Source organism: Streptomyces sp. NPDC004732 (genome assembly GCF_040609235.1).
GTDB lineage: Bacteria > Actinomycetota > Actinomycetes > Streptomycetales > Streptomycetaceae > Streptomyces.
Genome location: NZ_JBEXJR010000012.1, coordinates 231507 through 251631, shown reverse-complemented (window position 1 = coordinate 251631; position 20125 = coordinate 231507). Strand labels below are relative to the sequence as shown.

The window sequence follows — 20125 nt, the reverse complement described above, 5'->3', positions numbered from 1 at the left end:
CCTTCGGCGTGGAGCAGTGCTCCGTGTCCGGATAGCGGTGCCGCGCGTCTGCATAGTGCACTTGGCCTGTTCAAGTCAAGGACTGTCTTTTCTCCCGTACTTCCGGTCGAATGTCGTCACTTGTGACGCGTACATCGCGCGCGGACCTCCTCCGACCGGGAATTACGGTCCGCCATTTTCGCGCGGGCGCGGGGGAGGAATTCATCAAGTGACAGTCAGAACACGGACGTTCAGAGCCACCGCGGTGGCCGTGGCGGTAGCCGCGGCCGCCGCGACGTTCTCAGTGGCGACGGCTTCGGCGGAGGACGGTGCCTCGGGCGGGGCGCCGGCCATCGACCGGCAGGACCCGTCGCGCCCCAAGGCGCAGGTCGACCACGACCTCGAGGGGCCGTTCAGCAAGCAGCAGGCTCAGCAGCGCAAGGCCGCCCTGCAGCAGGTCGTCGCGGGCGACGCCAAGGTCCAGAAGAAGGGCGGCTCCCAGGTCGTCAAGCTCGACGACAAGAAGTACGTCGAGCTGGGCCGGGAGAAGACCGACAAGATCTTCACGATCCTGGTGGAGTTCGGGGACAAGGTCGACGACACGACCATGTACGACCCCGACGGCGCCGAAGGCCCGGAGCAGCCGGTCAAGAAGTACGGCGGCAAGCCGGGACCGCTGCACAACAAGATAGCCAAGCCGGACCGTGCGAAGGACAACAGCACGGCCTGGCAGAAGGACTACAACCAGAAGCACTTCCAGGACCTGTACTTCGGCAAGGGGAAGGACTCGAAGGGCAAGGCGAAGCACTCGCTGAAGACCTACTACGAGAAGACCTCCTCCGGCCGGTACTCGGTCGACGGTGAAGTCGCCGACTGGGTCAAGGTCGACTACAACGAGGCCCGCTACGGCTCGAACTACTGCGGCGACACCAACTGCCCGAACGTCTGGGACGCGGTCAAGGACGGCGTGACCGCCTGGGCCAAGGACCAGAAGGCGAAGGGCCGTACGGACGCGCAGGTCAAGGCGGACCTGGCCAAGTACGACCTCTGGGACCGCTACGACTTCGACGGCGACGGCAACTTCAACGAGCCGGACGGCTACATCGACCACTTCCAGATCGTCCACGCGGGCGAGGACGAGTCGGCCGGTGGCGGCGCCGAGGGCGAGAACGCCCTGTGGGCGCACCGCTGGTACGCCTACGGCAACGACGCGGGCAACACCGGCCCGTCGAACAACAAGGCCGGTGGCACCCAGATCGGCGACTCGGGCATCTGGGTCGGCGACTACACGATGCAGCCGGAGAACGGCGGCCTCGGCGTCTTCGCCCACGAGTACGGCCACGACCTGGGTCTGCCCGACCTGTACGACACTTCGGGCAAGGGCGACAACTCGGTCGGCTTCTGGTCGCTGATGTCGGCCGGTTCCTGGCTCGGCACCGGCAAGGACGCCATCGGTGACATGCCGGGCGACATGACCGCCTGGGACAAGTTCCAGCTGGGCTGGCTCGACTACGCCAAGGCGAAGGCCGCGACGACGTCGGAGCACAAGCTGGGCGTCTCCGAGTACAACACCCGGCACCGCCAGGCGCTCGTCGTCGACCTGCCGAAGAAGTCCGTCACCACCAATGTCGTGAAGCCCGCCGAGGGCTCCAAGCAGTGGTGGAGCGACCAGGGCGACGACCTCAAGAACACCCTGTCGCGCCCCGTCGACCTCACCGGCAAGTCCAAGGCCGAGCTCTCGCTGCAGGGTTGGTGGGACATCGAGGCCAACTACGACTACCTCTACACCGAGGTCTCCACGGACGGCGGCGCCAACTGGACGCCGATCGACGGCACCGCGGACGGCAAGCCGATCACCCGTGACGCGGGCGACAAGCCCGCGTTGACCGGTGTCTCCGGCGCGTACAAGAAGCTGGCCTTCCCGCTCGACGCCTACGCGGGCAAGAAGATCGACGTCCGCTTCCGCTACTCCACGGACGGCGGCGCGGGCGGCAAGGGCTTCGCGGCGGACGCGCTCGCGGTCACCGCGGACGGCGCCAAGCTGTTCGAGGACGGCGCCGAGGGCGACGACAACGGCTGGGCGTCGAAGGGCTTTTCGCGCATCGGCGAGTCCTTCACCAAGAAGTACGACCAGTACTACCTCGCCGAGAACCGTCAGTACGTCTCGTACGACAAGACCCTTGAGGTCGGCCCGTACAACTTCGGTTCGAAGATCCGTCCCGACTGGGTGGAGCACTACCCGTACCAGACCGGCCTGATGGTCTGGCAGTGGGACACCTCGCAGAAGGACAACAACACCAGCCAGCACCCCGGCAAGGGTCTGATCCTTCCGGTCGACGCGCACGCGAAGCCGCTGAAGTGGAAGGACGGCACGGTTCTGCGCAACAAGATCCAGCCGTTCGACGCGCCCTTCAGCAAGTACGCGACCGACAAGGTGACGCTCCACAACGGGGACGTCGCGCTGAAGGTCAAGTCCCAGAAGGGTGTCTCGGTCTTCGACGACCGCAAGGGCACCTACTGGTACGACTCGAACCCCACCGGAAGTGTCAAGGTCACTGACACCAACACTCAGATCAAGATCATCAAGCAGCCCAAGGACGGCTCGACGATCACGGTCCAGGTGGGTCGCTCCACGAAGTAATTAGAGTTTTCGCAGGTCAAACCATGATCGGCCGTCGCCCTCTAGCGGGCGGCGGCCGATCGTGTTTAGGTGCGTGCTGTGGATTTCTTATTGACGCGGGGTCCGGCCGTGACTCGTCAGGACCCCGCTCGATGTCTCACGGGGGTGTGACCGAGCATGTCCGCAGGAGGTTTCTGCAAGCTGCCGAACGGCAGTGTGGTGGTGGCGCTGACCCTGCCGAACCCGTCGCCGTCCGGCGGCACGGTCCGGATGATCGTGCACGCCGTGAACCGCGCGAGGGCCCTGACCCGGCTCCGCAATCTGGGCCTGCGGGCCGTCTACCTCCGCGGCAACGCGGAACCACCGACTCCGGACGAGGTGACGGCGGTCCTGCACCATCCGGACGGCCTCATATGGCGTACGGCGCCGGACGACGCGGCGGAGCTGTGGCACCCGATCAGGGCGCTGCGGCGGCAGAGCCGCGGGGCGCCGAGCTCCAGCGGGTCCGGGGTCCGGTTCTGACGGCTGTCCTGCGGACGGCTGAGGTGCGTCTGCGGGTGCGTCGTGGCTGGTCGCGCAGTTCCCCGCGCCCCTTGGCGGCACCTTCGGTCGGGCGGCGAGCGGGACTACCCAGGGGCGCGGGGAACTGCGCGACCAGCCCCCACCGGGCCGCGGTCAGACGACGGGCTTGCCCGTGAGCTCGACCCCGGCCGAGCGAAGCTCGGTCATCGCCGCTTCGGTGGTCGCCGCCGTGACCCCCGCCGTCAGGTCCAGAAGCACGGTCGCCCCGAACCCCTCCCGCGCCGCGTCCACCGCCGTGGCCCGGACGCAGTGGTCCGTCGCGAGGCCGACCACGTCGACCTCCGTGATCTCCCGCTCCCGCAGCCACTCGGCCAGCGAGACCCCGTTCTCGTCGACGCCCTCGAAGCCGCTGTACGCCGCCGAGTACGCCCCCTTGTCGAAGACCGCGTCGATGGCGCCGGAGGCGACCGCGGGCGCGAAGTTCGGGTGGAAGCCGACGCCCTCCGTACCGGCCACGCAGTGCGGCGGCCAGGAGTCGACGTAGTCCGGGTGGTCGGAGAAGTGGGCGCCGGGGTCGATGTGGTGGTCGCGGGTCGCCACCACGTGGCGGTAGCCCGCCGGAGCCTGGCCGATCAGCTCGGTGATCGCGGCGGCCACGTCCGCGCCACCGGCGACCGCGAGGCTGCCGCCTTCGCAGAAGTCGTTCTGCACGTCTACGACGATCAGGGCGCGGCGCATGGCGGGTGTCCTTCGGCTCGGCTGTGCGGGGGGTGGTGGGGGCGGCGGGGGACTCGGCCGGATGAACCGAGCGTAGAGACTTCGACCACGTTGTGGGAGGGGGCCACGGCCGGGCGGGCCGTCCCTCCCCGCGATGTCAGACGTATTCCGTCGGAATGACCGCTTCGCCCCGCGACAGCTGGGTCGCCGAGAGCGGGAGACCCGCGCGCGCGGCGGCGTGCCGGTCGCGGACCGTGTCCAGCGGCTCGCGGGCGACCACCTCGCCGCCCTTGACCAGCTCGGTCAGGAGCTGCCGGTCGGCGAGCTCGGCCGGGACGGCGCCCGTGCCGACGACCTCGGCCTCGGCCACCCCGTACTCGTCGGTCCGGCGCGCGGCCCACTTGCGGCCGCCCAGCGAGGACTTGGCGCCGAGCGACTTCTTCGCGACCGGCTCCAGGGCGGCCTTCGGGTCCGCCGAGTGCGCGCGGGCCACCAGCTTGTAGACCATGGAGCAGGTGGGGTGCCCCGAGCCGGTGACGAGCTGGGTGCCCACGCCGTACGCGTCCACGGGCGCCGCCGCGAGCGAGGCGATGGCGTACTCGTCGAGGTCGGAGGTGACGACGATCTTCGTCTCCGTCGCGCCGAGCTCGTCCAGCTGCTGGCGCACCCGGTGGGCGACGAGCAGCAGGTCGCCGGAGTCGATGCGGACGGCGCCGAGCTCGGGCCCGGCGACCTCGACGGCGGTGCGGACCGCCTCGGTCACGTCATAGGTGTCGACGAGCAGCGTGGTGCCGGGGCCCAGGGATGCGACCTGGGCGCGGAAAGCGTCGCGTTCGTTGTCGTGCAGCAGGGTGAAGGCGTGGGCGCTGGTGCCGACGGTCGGGATGTCGTAGCGGAAGCCCGCGGCCAGGTCGGACGTGGTGGCGAAGCCGCCGACGTACGCGGCGCGGGACGCGGCGACGGCCGCGAGCTCGTGGGTGCGGCGGGCGCCCATCTCGATCAGCGGGCGGCCGCCTGCGGCCGAGGACATGCGGGAGGCGGCGGCCGCGATGGCCGAGTCGTGGTTGAGGATGGAGAGGATCACCGTCTCCAGGAGCACGCACTCCGCGAAGGAGCCCTCGACCCGCAGGATCGGCGAGCCGGGGAAGTAGACCTCGCCCTCGGGGTAGCCCCAGATGTCGCCGCTGAAGCGGTAGCCGGAGAGCCATTCGAGGGTCGGCTCGTCGACGATCTCGCGCTCGCGCAGGAAGCCGATGACGTCGGCGTCGAAGCGGAAGTTCTCCACGGCGTCCAGGACCCGGCCCGTTCCGGCCACCACTCCGTAGCGTCGGCCCTCGGGGAGTCTGCGGGTGAAGACCTCGAAGACGGAGCGCCGGTCGCCGGTGCCGGCCTTCAGCGCGGCCTGCAGCATCGTCAGCTCGTACTGGTCCGTGAAGAGCGCTGTCGACGGAACATCCACCGGCAGGCCAAGGTCCGCTGTGTTCATACGAGGGATGCTACCCCCAATCTCGTCACTCTGACGATTTCTTGGGGCGCGCCAGAGGCCATTTGTGCGAGGGCCCCCTCGGAGTGGCAGCATGGGGCAGGTGAGTACGGCTCCCGCAGAGATCACACGCCCGGAATCGGACGAAGAGGCGCTCGTCGTCCCCGAGCCGGACGTCCCCTGGATCACCCTGGTGCACAACGACCCGGTCAATTTGATGAGTTACGTGACGTATGTGTTCCAGACGTACTTCGGGTACTCGAAGGAGAAGGCCACGAAGCTGATGATGGACGTCCACCAGAAGGGCCGCGCCGTCGTCTCCAGCGGCAGCCGCGAGGAGATGGAGCGCGACGTACAGGCCATGCACGGGTACGGGTTGTGGGCCACCCTTCAGCAGGACCGCAAGTAGCGGACCGGAAGCAGCGGACCGGAAGTAGCGACGCATCTGATGCCAGGACAATTCGAAGCGATCCCCGGCGGCGGCGCCGCCGTCGCGCTCGACGAGGTCGAGATCTCGATCATCCGCTCCCTCGCCGTGCAGCTCCTGGAGCTGATCGGGCCGGGCCCCGGCGGTGAGGTCTCCGACGACCCGCTCGCGGAGCTCTTCGCCGAAGGCCCGAGCGAGCCGCCCGCCGATCCGGTGATGCAGCGTCTGCTGCCCGATGCGTACGGCGGTCCGGGCAGCGAGAACGGCGCGAGCGACGCGGACGAACTGCGGGCGTATTCGGCGGAATTCCGGCGGTTCACAGAGAATGACCTCCGGGCCAAGAAGCGTGACGACGCCCTGGTCGTGATCCGCTCGCTGGACGCGATGACGTCGTCGGGCGAGGGCGGAGCTGTCCTGAAACTGTCGGTCGAGGAGTCCCGGAACTGGCTGGGCGCCCTCAACGACCTCCGCCTCGCGATCGGCACGCGGCTCGAGGTGAGCGACGAAGACGACGCCGATCTGCTCTACCGGCTGCCGGATTCCGACCCCCGCAAGCCGATGGTGATGGCCTATCTCTGGCTCGGCGGACTGCAGGAAACGCTGGTCGGGACGTTGCTGGACTGATTCCGGGCAGGAATCCGTGCAGAATGCAGCGAAATTTGTTGTAGTAGACAGGTTCCATCCGCTCCGCGGGTGGTTCGCTCAGCGGAGCCTCAAATCCGGATAACGATCCCGTCAAGTCATTGCCCGACTTTGCGGTGTCAAGGGCGCTTTGTCCGCTTCTCCTTGTGGTGTGCACCACAAGTGGCTCATTCCCTCACTGTTGCCACCGTGATAAATCTTCACGACCGCTCGGCGACGCCACCCATGTCGCCGAGGGCGCTTCAGCCGGCAGACCGCCGGTAGCACTCCATCCATATCCGGGGGGATCAGGACCTGATCCGCAGCCACAACGCAGATGTGCGGGCGCGGATCAGCATGGAGAAAGGCGTCACCATGACCTCAGTGCAGGTCGAAGAGCACCACGACGGGCACGACGGCAATGGGGTCGTGCACGGCTCGTCCGGCGAGGGCGAGGGATACCAGCGCGGGCTCGGAGCCCGGCAGATCCAGATGATCGCGATCGGCGGTGCCATCGGCACCGGCCTGTTCCTCGGCGCGGGCAAGGCCATCCACAAGGCCGGACCGAGCCTCATCCTGGCGTACGCCATCGCGGGCCTCGTCATCTTCTTCATCATGCGGGCGCTCGGCGAGCTCCTCATGTACCGGCCCGTGTCCGGCTCCTTCTCGGAGTACGCACGCGAGTTCATGGGCCCGTTCTTCGGATTCGTGACCGGCTGGACGTACTGGCTCTTCTGGGTCGTCACCGGCATCACCGAAGTGACCGCGGCCGCCCAGTACATGCAGTACTGGACCCACGACTCATTCCCGCAATGGGCCTACGCGCTGGTCTTCACCGTCATCCTGTACGGCGCGAACCTCATCTCCGTGAAGCTCTTCGGTGAGCTCGAGTTCTGGTTCTCGATGGTCAAGGTCACCGCCATCATCGGCATGATCCTGATCTGCGTCGGCATCCTCACCATCGGCTTCTCCGACGCCGGTGACACCGCCACCGTGGCCCACCTGTGGAACCAGGGCGGTTTCTTCCCCAACGGCATCGGCTCCACGCTGATGACCCTGCAGATCGTGATGTTCGCCTTCCTCGCCGTCGAGCTGGTCGGCGTCACCGCGGGCGAGTCCAAGGACCCGAAGACCGTCCTGCCCAAGGCCATCAACACCGTGCCGTGGCGCATCGCCGTCTTCTACGTCGGCGCGCTCATCATGATCCTGTCGGTCGTCCCGTGGACCTCCTTCAAGCCCGGCGTCTCGCCGTTCGTCGCGGCCTTCGAGGAGATGGGTCTCGGCGTCGGCGCCGCGATCGTGAACTTCGTGGTCCTCACCGCCGCGCTCTCCTCCTGCAACTCCGGCATGTACTCCACCGGACGCATGCTGCGCGACCTGGCGATGAACGGCCAGGGCCCCAAGTTCTTCACCAAGCTCACGAAGAACGGCCTGCCGCTGATCGGCACCACGGCCTCCGCCGCGTTCATGCTGGTCGGCGTCTGGATCAACTACCAGTGGCCGGGCGAGGCGTTCAACTACGTCGTCTCCTTCGCGACCATCTCCGGCATGTGGGCCTGGATCATGATCCTGGCCTGCCAGATCCGCTACCGCCGCAAGGCCGACCGCGGCGAGCTGCCGCAGTCCACCTTCCGGGCCCCGGGCGCCCCGTACACCAGCTGGTTCGCCCTGCTCTTCATCGGCATGGTCATCGTGATGATGGGCGTCGACAAGGACGCGCGGATCTCGCTGTACGCCGCTCCGGTCTGGGCCGCGATCCTGACGGTCTCCTACCTGATCCTCAAGAGCCGCAACCCGGAGGCCGCGGCCTTCGACAAGCGCAAGATCGGCGTCTCCGGCGGGGTCTCCTCGGACGACTCCCTCTCCAAGGACTGAGGCTCCCCAAGGCCACTGTCCAGCATTCGGGCCCGCGCGTACCACACTTCGGTACGCGCGGGCCCCTCTGCTTATCCTGGCTGCCATGCTGACCATCACCCAGGCCCTCCACGACCAGATCGTCGCGCACGCGCGCCAGGACCACCCCGACGAGGCGTGCGGCGTGGTCGCGGGCCCGGAGGGCACCGGACGTCCCGAGCGGTTCATCCCGATGCTGAACGCCGCCCGCTCGCCCACGTTCTACGAGTTCGACTCGGGTGACCTGCTCAAGCTCTACCGCGAGATGGACGACCGCGACGAGGAGCCGGTGATCGTCTACCACTCGCACACCGCCACCGAGGCGTACCCCTCGCGCACCGACATCACCTACGCCAACGAGCCCGGCGCGCACTACGTCCTGGTCTCCACGGCGGACACCGACGACGCGGGCCCCTTCCAGTTCCGCTCCTACCGGATCGTGGACGGCGAGGTCGCCGAGGAAGAAGTAAAGGTCGTCGAGGCATACTGAGCTTTACTCAAGAGGGCGGCAGGAGCCAGGAAGCCGGTGCGAAACCGGCACGGTCCCGCCACTGTGACCCCACTCCGAAGCCGGGGCGGGGGAGTCAGGAACTGACCTGCCGTCCTCCTCCATGCAACGCAGGGGACGCGGAAATCCCCTGGAGGAGGCAGTTCAGCCATGTCCCGCCACACCGGCATACGCGCGCTCGCCGCGGCCGCACTGCTCGTCCCGCTCGCCGCGTGCTCCTCGTCTGACTCGGGCGATGCGGGCGGTGACGGGAAGACCGCGGCCAAGGCCGCCGGATTTCCGTACACCGTCACCAACTGCGGTGTGAAGACGACGTACGACGCACCCCCGAAGCGCGCCGTCACCATGAACCAGCACGCCACCGAAGTGATGCTGGAACTCGGCCTCAAGGACCACCTCGCGGGCACGGCGTACCTCGACGACAAGGTCCTGCCGCAGTATGAGAAGGCGTACGACTCCATCCCCGTCGTCGCCAAGGAGTACCCCTCCTACGAGAAGCTGCTCGCCGCCAACCCCGACTACGTGTACGGCGGATACGCGAGCGCCTTCCTCGCGGGCGACGGCCGCAGCCGCTCCGCGCTCGCCAAGTCCGGCATCGAGAGCCGCCTCAACGTCGAGGGCTGCGCGAAGCGGCCCGTCTCCATGGATGACGTCTACCGCGAGGTCCGCGAGGTCGGCTCCACCTTCGGGGTGCGGGCCCGCGCGGACAAGTGGGTGAGCGGCGCACAGCGCGAACTCGCCGCCACCGCCGAGAAGTCGAAGGGCAAGAAGCCCCGCTCCGTCTTCGTCTACGACAGCGGCGACAAGACCGCGTTCACCGCGGGCGGCCGCGGCATCGGCAACGACATCATCAAGCGGGCGGGCGGCCGCAACGTCTTCGCCGACGTGGACAAGTCCTTCAGCGACGCGTCCTGGGAGTCCGTCGTGAAGAACAGGCCCGAGACGATCCTGATCCTCGACTACGGCGCCACGACCGTCGCCCAGAAGAAGAAGCGCCTCCTCGACGACCCGGCCCTCCAGGACGTCCCCGCCGTCAAGAACAAGAGCTTCGCGGTGCTGCCGCTCTCGGACATGGTCACCGGAGTACGAGCACCCGAGGCGGTGAGGAAGCTGGCGGCGCAGCTGTGAGCGCGCAGAGAGTGCGGGAGATCCAGCCCGTCCGGCGTTTGAGGACGAGCCCGAAGGGCGATCGGCGGAGCTCAGGGGGGCGGCGCCTCGCCGTCCTGACGGTGCTCACCGTCGCCCTCGCCGCCGCGACGCTCGCCGGGCTCGCCCTGGGCTCCGTCAGGATCCCGACGGCCCAGGTCGTCGAGATCCTGACGGGAAGGGCGGACCCCTCCCCGTTCCGCACCATCGTCCTGGACGTGCGACTCCCGAGAGTCATCCTCGGCGCCACCGTCGGCGCAGGACTCGCCGTCATCGGCACCGTCCTCCAGGCCCTCGTCCGCAACCCCCTCGCCGACCCCTTCCTGCTCGGCGTCTCCTCGGGCGCCTCCGTCGGCGCGGTCAGCGCGATCGTGCTCGGCTCCGTCTTCGGCCTCGGCGCCGCCCTGTCGACCAGCGTCACCATCCCGGCCGCCTCCTTCGCGGGCGCCCTGATCTCACTGGTCCTCGTCTACGCCCTGGCCCGCAGCGGAGGCGGCGGCTTCGCCACCGGCAGGCTGATCCTCGCGGGCGTCGCCGTCTCGTACATCCTGACCGCGCTGACCAGCCTCATCCTGGTCACCGCCGACAGCGCGGACCACCTCAAGGAGGTCCTGTACTGGACGCTCGGCGGCCTCGGCAGTGCCCGCTGGGACATGCTCGCCCTGCCCTGCGTCACCCTGGTCCTCGGCACGGCCCTCCTGATGTCCATGGCCCGCCCCCTCGACCTGCTCCTCGCCGGTGAGGAGGGCGCCACCGTCCTCGGCCTGGACGCCACCCGATTCCGTGCCGGAGTCTTCGTCCTCGCCTCGCTCCTCACCGGCGCCCTGGTCGCCTACAGCGGGGCCATCGGATTCGTCGGCCTGATGGTGCCGCACGCCGCCCGCATGCTGGTCGGCGCCGCGCATCGCGCACTGCTCCCGGTCGTCGCGCTGATGGGCGCGGTCTTCCTGGTCGCCGCCGACCTCGCCGCACGCACCGTCGCCGCGCCGCAGGACATCCCCGTCGGCGTGCTCACCGCGCTCACCGGCGGCCCGTTCTTCCTGTGGCTGCTGAGGCGGCGCAACGAAGGAGTACCGGCATGACCCAGCCGCCCCCCGCCGGTGAACTGCGCACCGAGCACCTCTCGTACGAGGTCGAAGGCAGGCTCCTCGTGGACGCCGTCGACCTCACCGCCGACCCCGGCGAGACCGTCGGCGTCGTCGGCCCCAACGGCAGCGGCAAGACGACGCTGCTCCGCTGCGTGTACGGCACGCTGCGCCCCACCGGCGGCCGCGCCCTCCTCGACGGCGACGACCTGCACACGATGCCCCCGAAGGCGCGCGCCCGGCGCCTGGCCACGGTGCCGCAGGACGGCCAGGCCGCCTTCGAGCTGACCGTCCGGCAGGTGGTCGCCATGGGCCGCTCCCCGCACAAGCGGTTCTGGGAGGCGGACACCGCGGCCGACGACGAGCTCGTCACGGCGGCGCTCGCCCGGGTCGGCGTCGACGAGCTGGCCGACCGCACCTTCCCCTCGCTCTCCGGAGGCGAGCGCCAGCGCGCCCTGGTGGCCCGCGCCCTGGTCCAGGAGCCGACCCTCGTCGTCCTCGACGAGCCCACCAACCACCTGGACATCCGCTACCAGCTGGAGATCCTCTCCTTCGTGCGGGACCTGGGCACCACGAACCTCCTGGCCCTGCACGACCTGAACCTGGCCGCGTACTTCTGCGACCGCCTCTACGTCCTCGACGGCGGCCGTCTCGTCGCCTCCGGGGCGCCCAAGGAGGTCCTCACCGCCGAGCTGCTCGCCACCGTGTACGGCGTGACGGCCGAGGTCAGCACGCATCCGCTGACCGGCGCCCCGACCGTCGTCTATCTGCCGCCGCCCGCATCCTGAACGGATTCCGTCCACCAGCTGAGATCACATTCCGGGATCCGGACCGGGAATCGATACGATGACCGCATGGTTCCCCATGACGTGAGCGAAGAGACGCCGAGCGCACCCCTGCTGCTCGTGGCGCGGCTGCACGTCGACCTGTGCCGCCTCGCCAGCGCCATCTGTACCCGCTGAACCGGTCCACCGCGGCCCGACCACGGCCGCGGGCCGCGGCGGCCGCCTCCGTACGCCCGGCGCACCACACCGCAAGCCCCGCGCCGCCGCGCGCCCACCACTCGCACTTCTCGACTCCCGACAGGAGCCCTCAGCATGGCCATCGAGGTCCGCATCCCGACCATCCTCCGCACCTACACCGACGGCGCCAAGGCCGTCGAGGGCAGCGGGGACACCCTCGCCGAGCTCTTCACCGACCTCGACTCGCGGCACGAGGGCATCGCCGGACGCATCGTCGAGGACGGCAAGCTCCGCCGCTTCGTGAACGTGTACCTCAACGACGAGGACGTCCGCTTCCTCGACGGCATCTCCACGAAGCTCGCCGACGGCGACAGCGTCACGATCCTGCCGGCCGTCGCCGGCGGCATGGTCTAGGCCCGATCCCGGATGCCTCGCTACGACTCCCCGCTCGCCGCGGTCGGCAACACGCCGCTCGTCCGCCTGCCGCGGCTCTCCCCTTCGGAAGACGTCCGCATCTGGGCCAAGCTGGAGGACCGCAACCCGACCGGCTCCATCAAGGACCGGCCCGCCCTCCACATGGTCGAACAGGCCGAGAAGGACGGCCGGTTGACGCCCGGCTGCACGATCCTGGAGCCGACCTCGGGCAACACCGGCATCTCGCTCGCCATGGCGGCCAGGCTCAAGGGCTACCGCATCGTGTGCGTCATGCCGGAGAACACCTCGCAGGAGCGGCGCGACCTGCTCGCCATGTGGGGCGCCGAGATCATCTCGTCCCCGGCGGCGGGCGGCTCCAACACCGCGGTCCGGGTGGCCAAGGAGCTGTCGGCCGAGCACCCGGACTGGGTGATGCTCTACCAGTACGGCAACCCCGACAACGCGGGCGCCCACTACGCCACGACCGGCCCGGAGATCCTCACCGACCTCCCGTCGATCACCCACTTCGTGGCGGGCCTCGGCACCACCGGCACCCTGATGGGCGTCGGCCGCTACCTGCGCGAGCAGCAGCCGGACATCAAGATCGTCGCCGCCGAGCCGCGCTACGACGACCTCGTCTACGGCCTGCGCAACCTCGACGAGGGCTTCGTCCCCGAGCTGTACGACGCCTCCGTCCTGACCACCCGCTTCTCCGTCGGCTCGGCCGACGCCGTGACGCGCACCCGCGAACTCCTCCAGCAGGAGGGCATCTTCGCGGGCGTCTCCACGGGCGCCGCGCTGCACGCCGCGATCGGCGTCGGCAAGCGGGCGGTCAAGGCGGGCGAGTCCGCCGACATCGTCTTCGTCGTCGCCGACGGCGGCTGGAAGTACCTGTCGACGGGCGTCTACACAGCGGAGACGACCGAGGCGGCGATCGAGACGCTGCAGGGCCAACTCTGGGCGTAGGGCTCCGGCCGTCCGGGGGAGCCGTCATCACCGGCTCCGCCGAGTTCGTCCTCAAACGCCGGACGGGCTGAAACCCCGCTGCCCGGGCTGGATCTCCAGCCCGGGCAGCGGCATCTCAAGGCTCAGCCCGCCAGGTACTTCACCTGGTCCCACAGCACCGGATCCATCACCCCGGCCCTGCGCCGGAAGTCCCACACCGGCACGTCCCGCAGCTCGTCCGTCTCCAGGAAGCTCGCGCGCCCCTCCGCGTCACCCACCGCACCCGGCGGCAGCGGAATCACCCCGGCCCGCTCGTCGTGGTACTTGCTGGTGATCTTCGCGACGAGGGCGCTCTCACCCCGCACGGCGATGACCAGACACGGCCGGTCCTTCCCACCGGGACCGTCCTCGTACGGCACCCGCGCCCACCAGATCTCGGCGGGCCGAGGCGTCGGCAACCGCCGCCTGGACCCCCTCGGCGGCCGGGTCCTGCCCGGCGGCCGGGAACTCCGCTTCCGGGGTCCGCGCCCCCAGCCGTCCACCAACGTGACGACGAGCGCGAGCACCACCACTGCGGCCAGCGCGAGCCACCACGACGTGTCCATACCCACGACGGTACCGGCGCGCATCCCGCACCGCCTGCCGCTTCCCCCCGGTCCCACAAGCCCCCCGAACCGGTGACAGTGCAGGTGAGTTCCCCCACAACGGCCCGCGACGGAGGAGCGACCAGGCCTTTTGCGCCTTACGCTCGACGCACCGCACACTCCCCAGCTCTCCTGCCAGCGCGGAGGTTCCAGCTTCATGAAGCTCACCGTCGTCGGCTGCTCGGGGTCGTTTCCCTCCGTGGACTCGGCCTGCTCGAGCTACCTCGTCGAGGCCGACGGCTTCCGGTTGCTGCTCGACATGGGCAACGGCGCCCTCGGCGAGCTGCAGCGCCACATCGGTCTGTACGACCTCGACGCGATCTTCCTCAGCCATCTGCACGCCGATCACTGCATCGACATGTGCGGGTACTTCGTGGCCCGCTACTACCGCCACGAGGGCGGCCGCTGCGCCCCCATCCCGGTCTACGGCCCCGAGGGCACCGAGCAGCGCCTCACCACCGCGTACGCGGACACGCCCTCCGCCTCCTCGATGAGCGAGGTCTTCGACTTCCACACGGTCAAGCCCGCCGCGTTCGACATCGGCCCTTTCTCGGTGCGCACCGAGAAGATGCGCCACCCCGTCGAGGCGTACGCCATCCGCATCGAGCACGCCGGGAAGTCCCTCACGTACTCCGGGGACACGGGACCCTGCGACCACCTGGACGAACTCGCCACCGGAACCGACCTGTTCCTGTGCGAGGCCGCCTTCACGTACGGCAAGGAGAACATCCCCGACCTGCACCTGAACGGCCGAGAGGCCGGGGAGTCCGCACGGCGCGCCGGTGCAGGAAGGTTGCTGCTCACCCACGTCCCGCCGTGGACGGACCCTCAGGTGAACCTCGCCGACGCCCGCTCCGTGTACGCGGGCCCCACCGCCCTCGCGGCGCCCGGCGCGACGTACGAGGTCTGAGAGCCTGTCTTCGAACGTTCAGGCCCGGCGGTGGCCGCGGCCGCCCAGCGCCATCCTGTTCCATGTGTGGCGGCGGCCGCGGATCGCCACCGAGTAGTCGTACATGACCTCCGGGTCGCACATCCCCGGCAGGAACGAGTCCCCGAAGTGGTGGGCGTCGATGCCCACCTCCTTCGCCGTCAGGGCGAGTTGGGGCACCACGTTCGCGTGCGAGCCCTCCTGGCTGGTGCCGATCGCGCCCATCACCACCGCGCCCGCGTCCTGCACGGCGGCCACCGCCTCGGCGGCCAGCTCCTTGGTGACGCCCGGCAGCGTGCCCGGCAGGGGCAGCACCACGCCGTCCGCGCCCGCCTCCACCAGCGACGTCAGCCGGTCCACCGTGACCCGCTCCGGATGCCCCGCGTGGTGCATCTTGCCGCTCCACAGCGCCACGTCGTCACCGAGCCCGGCGCGCAGCTCCTCGGTGACCCGCGCGAGTCCTTCGTACGACCCGCCCGTGCCCGGGTTCGCCGTCAGACAGAGCATCGCCGCACCCATGTCGATCAGCCGCTTGGCGTACTCGGGCTTGGCGCGGCGGATCTCGGGGACGTCGCCGGGCTCCAGGTTGATGCCGACCGGGCGCCCGATGTACGCGGCGAGGTCGGTGAGGGAGGTGAACGTGCCGAGGCCCGGCAGGGTGAGGCGTTCGCCGTCCCAGGCGCGCTCGATGAGGTTCAGGACGACGATGTCGGCGCCGAAGGCCGCGACCAGCTCGGCATTGTGGACGCCCGGCATGCCCGGCATCGGGATCAGGGCGGCGCGGTCGGCGAAGACCTCGGCGACCATGGTGCGGCCCTCCGCGGCGGCGACGGAGGCGGTCAGGGCGCGGCCGCGCAGGGCGGCGAGACGCTCGCGGTCGAGGTCGAGAATGCGTTCGGTTGTCATACCTCGACCGTAATCGCCCGCACATGACGAAGCCCCACTCCGTTGGTACCGACGGAGCGGGGCTTACGTCACCAGGTGCGGGCGAAGGCTACTTGCCCTCTGCCTTCTGCAGCTCCGCGAGCTCCTCGTCGGACTCGCGGCCCGGCGTCGGGAGGTTGAACTTGGTGATCGCGAAGCGGAAGACCACGTAGTAGAGCGCCGCGAAGCAGAGGCCCACGATGGCCAGGCCGATCGGCTTGGTGGCCGCGCCGAAGTTCAGCGCGTAGTCGATGAATCCGGCGGAGAAGCCGAAGCCGTCCTTCATGCCGAGCGCCCAGGTCAGCGCCATGGAGACACCGGTGAGCACCGCGTGGATCGCGTACAGGACCGGCGCGATGAACATGAAGGTGAACTCGATGGGCTCCGTGATGCCCGTGACGAACGCGGTGAGCGCGAGCGAGAACATCATGCCGCCGACGACCTTGCGGCGCTCGGGACGGGCGCAGTGCGTGATCGCGAGGCAGGCCGCGGGGAGCGCGAACATCATGATCGGGAAGAAGCCGGTCATGAACTGGCCAGCGCTCGGGTCGCCCTCCAGGAAGCGCGGGATGTCGCCGTGCTTGCCGTTGTAGTCGCCCGCCTGCCACCAGGGGAAGGAGTTCAGGAGGTGGTGCATGCCGATCGGGATCAGCGAACGGTTGGCGACACCGAAGATGCCCGCGCCCACGGCGCCCGAACCGACCAGCCACTCACCGAAGTTGTGCAGACCGGCGCCGAGGACCGGCCAGATCAGACCGAAGACGATGCCGAGGAGCAGACCCGCGAAGGACGACAGGATCGGGACGAGACGGCGGCCGCCGAAGAAGCCCGCCCAGTCGGGGAGCTTGGTCCGGTAGAACTTCTGGTACAGCAGGGCGACGACTATGCCCATGACCACACCGCCGAGCACACCGGCGTTGACCGGGGCGGCGTTCTCGACGATCTTGCCGTCGACCACTGCCTGGACCTTCGGCAGGTTGCTGTCGGTGAAGGTGGCGAGCACCTTCTGGAAGACCAGGTAGCCCGCGACGGCCGCGAGGCCGGTGGAGCCGTCGGACTTCTTGGCGAAGCCGATCGCGATGCCGACACAGAACAGCAGCGCGATGTTGTCGATGATCGCGCCACCGCCCGCCGACATATAACTGGCGATCTTGGTGATCCAGGTCGGGAAGGAGTCCCGGCCGAGCATGTCGTCGGCGCCGAGACGCACGAGGAGCGCGGCGGCGGGCATCACGGCGACCGGCAGCATGAGGCTGCGACCGATGCGCTGCAGCACCGGCATCACGCGGGAGCCCTTTTTCTTGTCGGCCGCGGGGGCGGCACTGGCCGTGGACACAACTTCCTCCAGTGGGCAAGGCGCCGCCTGGGGACATGGAAGTGGGGGACGGCGGCGTCTCCGGGGGACGCGGCGAGAAGGCCGCGTGGTCTACACCAATTAGTGGTGTAGACCTGTTGTAGCACGGTGAAGGTGACGTAAGGAACCCGCGATTCCTGTGGGCTCGGCCATATCCGTATATGACAGGCGAAAGACCCCCGGACCAGAGGTCCGAGGGCCTGCCGGAGGGGGCTAGGAGCTCGACTCGCGGGGGGAATTACGCCTTGGTCTGCTCCCGGTCCAGCGCCTCCGCTTCCTCCTCTGGTTCACGTCCAGGGGTGTGCAGATTGAACTTGATGATGACGAAGCGGAATAGCGCGTAGTACACGACGGCGAAGCACAGACCGATCGGAATGATCATCCATGGCTTGGTCGCCAGGCTCCAGTTGATGACGTAGTCGATCAGGCCCGCGGAGAAGCTGAAGCCGTCCTTCACGCCCAGCGCCCACGTCACCGCCATCGACACACCGGTGAGCACCGCATGGATCGCGTACAGCAGGGGCGCGATGAAGAGGAACGAGTACTCGATCGGCTCGGTGATGCCCGTGACGAACGACGTCAGACCGACCGAGAGCATCATGCCGCCGACCACCTTGCGGCGCTCCGGGCGCGCGCAGTGCGTGATCGCGAGGGCCGCCGCGGGCAGCGCGAACATCATGATCGGGAAGAAGCCCGAGGTGAACTGGCCCGCCGTCGGGTCGCCCGCGAGGAACCGGTTGATGTCACCGTGCACGACCGTGCCGTCGGGCTTGGTGAAGTCGCCGAACTGGAACCACACGAAGGTGTTCAGGAACTGGTGCAGGCCGACCGTGAGCAGCGCGCGGTTGGCGACACCGAAGATGCCGGAGCCCAGCCACCCCAGATCCACCAGCCACTTCGAGAAGCTGGTCAGTGCGTCACCGATGGGCGGCCAGATCCACACGCAGATCCCGGCGAAGACCAGACCGACGAAGGCCATGATGATCGGTACGAGCCTGCGGCCGTTGAAGAAGCCGAGCCAGTCGACCAGCTTCACGCGGTGGTAGCGCTGCCAGAACCAGGCGGCGAGCAGCCCCATCACGATGCCGCCGAACACCCCTGGATTCTGGTACGCGGCCTGCGCCACCGTCCCGTCCTCGGCCACGCACACCCCGCTCCACATGCCCGCGCCGCCGAAGACGGTGTCCTGGGGGCAGTCGTCGGGGAAGGCGCGGAGCACCGCGTAGTAGACGAGGAAGCCCGCGACCGCCGCGAGGGCGGTGGAGCCGTCCGACTTCTTCGCCATGCCGATCGCGACGCCGATGCAGAACAGCAGCGGCAGACCGAGCGAGGAGTCGAGGAGCGAGCCGCCCGCCGCCGCGAAGACCTTGGCGACGTTGGTCCAGCCGAGGCCGTCGTCCCCGAACACGTCGGGCTGTCCCAGCCGGTTCAGGATGCCCGCGGCGGGCAGGACCGCGATGGGCAGCTGGAGGCTGCGTCCCATCTTCTGAAGGCCCTGGAAGAGGCCGTTCCACCACTTCTTCTGCGGCACCGCCGCGGCGGTCGAACTCATCGGCGTCCCTCCCGGAACAAGCCAGGTTTGGCGGTCGTTGAAAACTGGTGTAGACCAGTTGCGGAACGTGTGGGAGCGCCGCCCGATGGGGGATGGCACCTTGACCGTCATCATTGGGCACGACTGTCGTAACCGCCCGCGAAGATGGTCCAACCGTGCGTTACCGTGACAAAGCGGTCCCCCGGCCGCGAGAAACACAGGGAGAAAGACATGGCCAGCAAGGCTGAGAAGATCGTTGCCGGGCTCGGCGGCATCGACAACATCGAAGAGGTCGAGGGCTGCATCACGCGCCTGCGCACCGAGGTCAAGGACCCGGCTCTGGTCGACGACGCCGCCCTGAAGGCCGCGGGCGCCCACGGTGTCGTCAAGATGGGCACCGCGATCCAGGTCGTCATCGGCACCGACGCGGACCCCATCGCCGCGGACATCGAAGACATGATGTGAGTTCCTGACTTCCTGAACTCACGCCCGAGGGCCCCGTCCGGACGTCCGTCCTGACGGGGCCCTCGCGCATGTGCCACCGGCGTACGCCCTCCGCCGGGGCGATGGCGGCGAGACCCTGGGTGACGGTGGCGAGAGAGCCCGGGGTGACGGCGGCGGAAACCCGGAAACCCCGCGTCCGCCCACCGGCTAGGCTCATCGCCATGTCTCGAATCGACGGCCGCACCCCCGAACAGCTCCGCCCCATCACCATCGAACGCGGCTGGAGCAAGCACGCCGAAGGATCCGTCCTCATCTCCTTCGGCGACACCAAGGTCTTCTGCACCGCCTCCGTCACCGAAGGCGTCCCGCGCTGGCGCAAGGGCAGCGGCGAAGGCTGGGTCACCGCCGAGTACTCCATGCTGCCCCGCGCCACCAACACCCGCGGCGACCGCGAATCCGTCCGCGGCAAGATCGGCGGCCGTACCCACGAGATCAGCCGCCTCATCGGCCGCTCGCTCCGCGCCGTCATCGACTACAAGGCGCTCGGCGAGAACACGATCGTCCTCGACTGCGACGTCCTCCAGGCCGACGGCGGCACCCGCACCGCCGCCATCACCGGGGCGTACGTGGCACTGGCCGACGCCGTCACCTGGGCCCAGGGCAAGAAGCTCATCAAGGCCGGGCGCAAGCCCCTCACCGACACCGTCTCCGCCGTCTCCGTCGGCATCGTCGGCGGCGTGCCGCTCCTCGACCTCCGCTACGAGGAGGACGTGAAGGCCGACACCGACATGAACGTCGTCTGCACCGGCGACGGCCGCTTCGTCGAGGTCCAGGGCACCGCCGAGGCCGAGCCCTTCGACCGCAAGGAGCTCAACGCGCTCCTCGACCTCGCCGTCGGCGGCTGCGAGGACCTCGCGGCGTTCCAGCGCGAGGCCCTGGAGCAGACCCGCTAGCGGGACATACGACCCACGTCGTTCA

The 20125-nt window shown here is 69.0% G+C and carries 21 protein-coding genes and 1 riboswitch; of the genes, 15 read left to right on the top strand and 6 right to left on the bottom strand.

Annotated elements, in window-relative coordinates:
* Nucleotides 1-208: 208 nt before the first annotated feature.
* Nucleotides 209-2620, top strand: a complete 2412-nt coding sequence (locus ABZV77_RS33345) for an immune inhibitor A domain-containing protein (protein ID WP_356265102.1) — start codon at nt 209-211, stop codon at nt 2618-2620.
* A gap of 156 nt (nt 2621-2776) precedes the next feature.
* Complete coding sequence (locus ABZV77_RS33340) at nt 2777-3121, top strand: hypothetical protein (protein ID WP_356265099.1); 345 nt, start codon at nt 2777-2779, stop codon at nt 3119-3121.
* A gap of 153 nt (nt 3122-3274) precedes the next feature.
* Here the strand turns inward: ABZV77_RS33340 and ABZV77_RS33335 are convergent, their stop codons facing one another.
* Together ABZV77_RS33335 and ABZV77_RS33330 are read right to left on the bottom strand one after the other, a co-directional pair.
* Nucleotides 3275-3859 carry an isochorismatase family protein gene (locus tag ABZV77_RS33335; RefSeq protein ID WP_356265096.1) on the bottom strand — a complete coding sequence of 195 codons (585 nt, stop codon included), beginning with the start codon at nt 3857-3859 and terminating at the stop codon, nt 3275-3277.
* Between the two features lie 136 nt (nt 3860-3995).
* Complete coding sequence (locus tag ABZV77_RS33330) at nt 3996-5324, bottom strand: nicotinate phosphoribosyltransferase (protein ID WP_356265093.1); 1329 nt, start codon at nt 5322-5324, stop codon at nt 3996-3998.
* A gap of 91 nt (nt 5325-5415) precedes the next feature.
* Here ABZV77_RS33330 and clpS point away from each other — a divergent pair, with 91 nt between their 5' ends.
* The 10 genes from clpS (at nt 5416) to ABZV77_RS33280 (ending at nt 13343) form a co-directional block, all read left to right on the top strand.
* The gene (clpS, locus tag ABZV77_RS33325; RefSeq protein WP_055567822.1) at nt 5416-5730 is read left to right on the top strand and encodes an ATP-dependent Clp protease adapter ClpS; all 315 of its coding nucleotides are present in this window, start codon (nt 5416-5418) and stop codon (nt 5728-5730) included.
* 39 nt (nt 5731-5769) lie between these two features.
* A complete protein-coding gene (locus tag ABZV77_RS33320; protein WP_356265089.1) occupies nt 5770-6372 on the top strand; it encodes a DUF2017 domain-containing protein in 603 nt (200 codons plus the stop codon).
* A gap of 372 nt (nt 6373-6744) precedes the next feature.
* A complete protein-coding gene (locus ABZV77_RS33315; protein WP_356265086.1) occupies nt 6745-8244 on the top strand; it encodes an amino acid permease in 1500 nt (499 codons plus the stop codon).
* 85 nt (nt 8245-8329) lie between these two features.
* Entirely contained in the window at nt 8330-8752 is a 423-nt protein-coding gene (locus ABZV77_RS33310) for a M67 family metallopeptidase (protein WP_356265083.1), read from the top strand.
* Nucleotides 8749-8877: riboswitch (cobalamin riboswitch) on the top strand. It overlaps the preceding gene by 4 nt.
* Nucleotides 8878-8920: 43 nt before the next feature.
* The gene (locus ABZV77_RS33305) at nt 8921-9898 is read left to right on the top strand and encodes an ABC transporter substrate-binding protein (RefSeq protein ID WP_356265081.1); all 978 of its coding nucleotides are present in this window, start codon (nt 8921-8923) and stop codon (nt 9896-9898) included.
* Nucleotides 9899-9936: 38 nt separating this feature from the next.
* Nucleotides 9937-10998, top strand: a complete 1062-nt coding sequence (locus ABZV77_RS33300; protein WP_356265078.1) for an iron ABC transporter permease — start codon at nt 9937-9939, stop codon at nt 10996-10998.
* The gene (locus ABZV77_RS33295) at nt 10995-11789 is read left to right on the top strand and encodes an ABC transporter ATP-binding protein (protein WP_356265075.1); all 795 of its coding nucleotides are present in this window, start codon (nt 10995-10997) and stop codon (nt 11787-11789) included. Before ABZV77_RS33300 ends, ABZV77_RS33295 begins: the two co-directional genes overlap by 4 nt.
* Nucleotides 11790-11855: 66 nt before the next feature.
* Entirely contained in the window at nt 11856-11963 is a 108-nt protein-coding gene (locus ABZV77_RS33290; protein WP_317850449.1) for a putative leader peptide, read from the top strand.
* Between the two features lie 135 nt (nt 11964-12098).
* Nucleotides 12099-12377, top strand: coding sequence for a MoaD/ThiS family protein (locus ABZV77_RS33285; protein ID WP_356265072.1), 279 nt, complete (start codon nt 12099-12101; stop codon nt 12375-12377).
* 12 nt (nt 12378-12389) lie between these two features.
* Nucleotides 12390-13343: a cysteine synthase gene (locus ABZV77_RS33280; RefSeq protein ID WP_356265069.1), complete on the top strand. Its 954-nt coding sequence runs from the start codon at nt 12390-12392 to the stop codon at nt 13341-13343.
* 122 nt (nt 13344-13465) lie between these two features.
* Here ABZV77_RS33280 and ABZV77_RS33275 read toward each other — a convergent pair whose 3' ends face one another.
* The gene (locus tag ABZV77_RS33275) at nt 13466-13927 is read right to left on the bottom strand and encodes a type II toxin-antitoxin system PemK/MazF family toxin (RefSeq protein WP_356265066.1); all 462 of its coding nucleotides are present in this window, start codon (nt 13925-13927) and stop codon (nt 13466-13468) included.
* Between the two features lie 196 nt (nt 13928-14123).
* On the opposite strand from ABZV77_RS33275, the gene ABZV77_RS33270 reads away from it, so the two are divergent.
* Nucleotides 14124-14876, top strand: coding sequence for an MBL fold metallo-hydrolase (locus ABZV77_RS33270; protein WP_356265063.1), 753 nt, complete (start codon nt 14124-14126; stop codon nt 14874-14876).
* 18 nt (nt 14877-14894) lie between these two features.
* Here ABZV77_RS33270 and ABZV77_RS33265 read toward each other — a convergent pair whose 3' ends face one another.
* The 3 genes from ABZV77_RS33265 to ABZV77_RS33255 all read right to left on the bottom strand — a co-directional run bounded on the left by ABZV77_RS33265 (nt 14895) and on the right by ABZV77_RS33255 (nt 18724).
* A complete protein-coding gene (locus ABZV77_RS33265) occupies nt 14895-15800 on the bottom strand; it encodes a hypothetical protein (protein ID WP_356265061.1) in 906 nt (301 codons plus the stop codon).
* A gap of 88 nt (nt 15801-15888) precedes the next feature.
* Nucleotides 15889-17154 (bottom strand): PTS transporter subunit EIIC, encoded by a 1266-nt coding sequence (locus ABZV77_RS33260; RefSeq protein WP_356265058.1) that lies wholly within the window; start codon nt 17152-17154, stop codon nt 15889-15891.
* Nucleotides 17155-17410: 256 nt separating this feature from the next.
* Nucleotides 17411-18724, bottom strand: coding sequence for a PTS transporter subunit EIIC (locus tag ABZV77_RS33255; RefSeq protein WP_356265055.1), 1314 nt, complete (start codon nt 18722-18724; stop codon nt 17411-17413).
* Between the two features lie 144 nt (nt 18725-18868).
* Between ABZV77_RS33255 and ABZV77_RS33250 the strand changes: the two genes are divergently transcribed.
* Together ABZV77_RS33250 and rph are read left to right on the top strand one after the other, a co-directional pair.
* Nucleotides 18869-19168: a PTS glucose/sucrose transporter subunit IIB gene (locus tag ABZV77_RS33250; RefSeq protein ID WP_356265053.1), complete on the top strand. Its 300-nt coding sequence runs from the start codon at nt 18869-18871 to the stop codon at nt 19166-19168.
* Between the two features lie 200 nt (nt 19169-19368).
* Nucleotides 19369-20100 (top strand): ribonuclease PH, encoded by a 732-nt coding sequence (gene rph / locus ABZV77_RS33245; RefSeq protein ID WP_356265050.1) that lies wholly within the window; start codon nt 19369-19371, stop codon nt 20098-20100.
* Nucleotides 20101-20125 lie beyond the last annotated feature (25 nt).

Coding starts and splice junctions, on each gene's coding strand:
- ABZV77_RS33330 (WP_356265093.1), bottom strand. CDS start 5,324: ATGAACACAGCGGACCTTGGCCTGCCGGTGGATGTTCCGTCGACAGCG.
- clpS (WP_055567822.1), top strand. CDS start 5,416: ATGGGGCAGGTGAGTACGGCTCCCGCAGAGATCACACGCCCGGAATCG.
- ABZV77_RS33250 (WP_356265053.1), top strand. CDS start 18,869: ATGGTCCAACCGTGCGTTACCGTGACAAAGCGGTCCCCCGGCCGCGAG.
- ABZV77_RS33295 (WP_356265075.1), top strand. CDS start 10,995: ATGACCCAGCCGCCCCCCGCCGGTGAACTGCGCACCGAGCACCTCTCG.
- ABZV77_RS33320 (WP_356265089.1), top strand. CDS start 5,770: ATGCCAGGACAATTCGAAGCGATCCCCGGCGGCGGCGCCGCCGTCGCG.
- ABZV77_RS33310 (WP_356265083.1), top strand. CDS start 8,330: ATGCTGACCATCACCCAGGCCCTCCACGACCAGATCGTCGCGCACGCG.
- ABZV77_RS33340 (WP_356265099.1), top strand. CDS start 2,777: ATGTCCGCAGGAGGTTTCTGCAAGCTGCCGAACGGCAGTGTGGTGGTG.
- ABZV77_RS33270 (WP_356265063.1), top strand. CDS start 14,124: ATGAAGCTCACCGTCGTCGGCTGCTCGGGGTCGTTTCCCTCCGTGGAC.
- ABZV77_RS33265 (WP_356265061.1), bottom strand. CDS start 15,800: ATGACAACCGAACGCATTCTCGACCTCGACCGCGAGCGTCTCGCCGCC.
- ABZV77_RS33275 (WP_356265066.1), bottom strand. CDS start 13,927: ATGGACACGTCGTGGTGGCTCGCGCTGGCCGCAGTGGTGGTGCTCGCG.
- ABZV77_RS33305 (WP_356265081.1), top strand. CDS start 8,921: ATGTCCCGCCACACCGGCATACGCGCGCTCGCCGCGGCCGCACTGCTC.
- rph (WP_356265050.1), top strand. CDS start 19,369: ATGTCTCGAATCGACGGCCGCACCCCCGAACAGCTCCGCCCCATCACC.
- ABZV77_RS33335 (WP_356265096.1), bottom strand. CDS start 3,859: ATGCGCCGCGCCCTGATCGTCGTAGACGTGCAGAACGACTTCTGCGAA.
- ABZV77_RS33255 (WP_356265055.1), bottom strand. CDS start 18,724: ATGAGTTCGACCGCCGCGGCGGTGCCGCAGAAGAAGTGGTGGAACGGC.
- ABZV77_RS33285 (WP_356265072.1), top strand. CDS start 12,099: ATGGCCATCGAGGTCCGCATCCCGACCATCCTCCGCACCTACACCGAC.
- ABZV77_RS33290 (WP_317850449.1), top strand. CDS start 11,856: ATGGTTCCCCATGACGTGAGCGAAGAGACGCCGAGCGCACCCCTGCTG.
- ABZV77_RS33280 (WP_356265069.1), top strand. CDS start 12,390: ATGCCTCGCTACGACTCCCCGCTCGCCGCGGTCGGCAACACGCCGCTC.
- ABZV77_RS33315 (WP_356265086.1), top strand. CDS start 6,745: ATGACCTCAGTGCAGGTCGAAGAGCACCACGACGGGCACGACGGCAAT.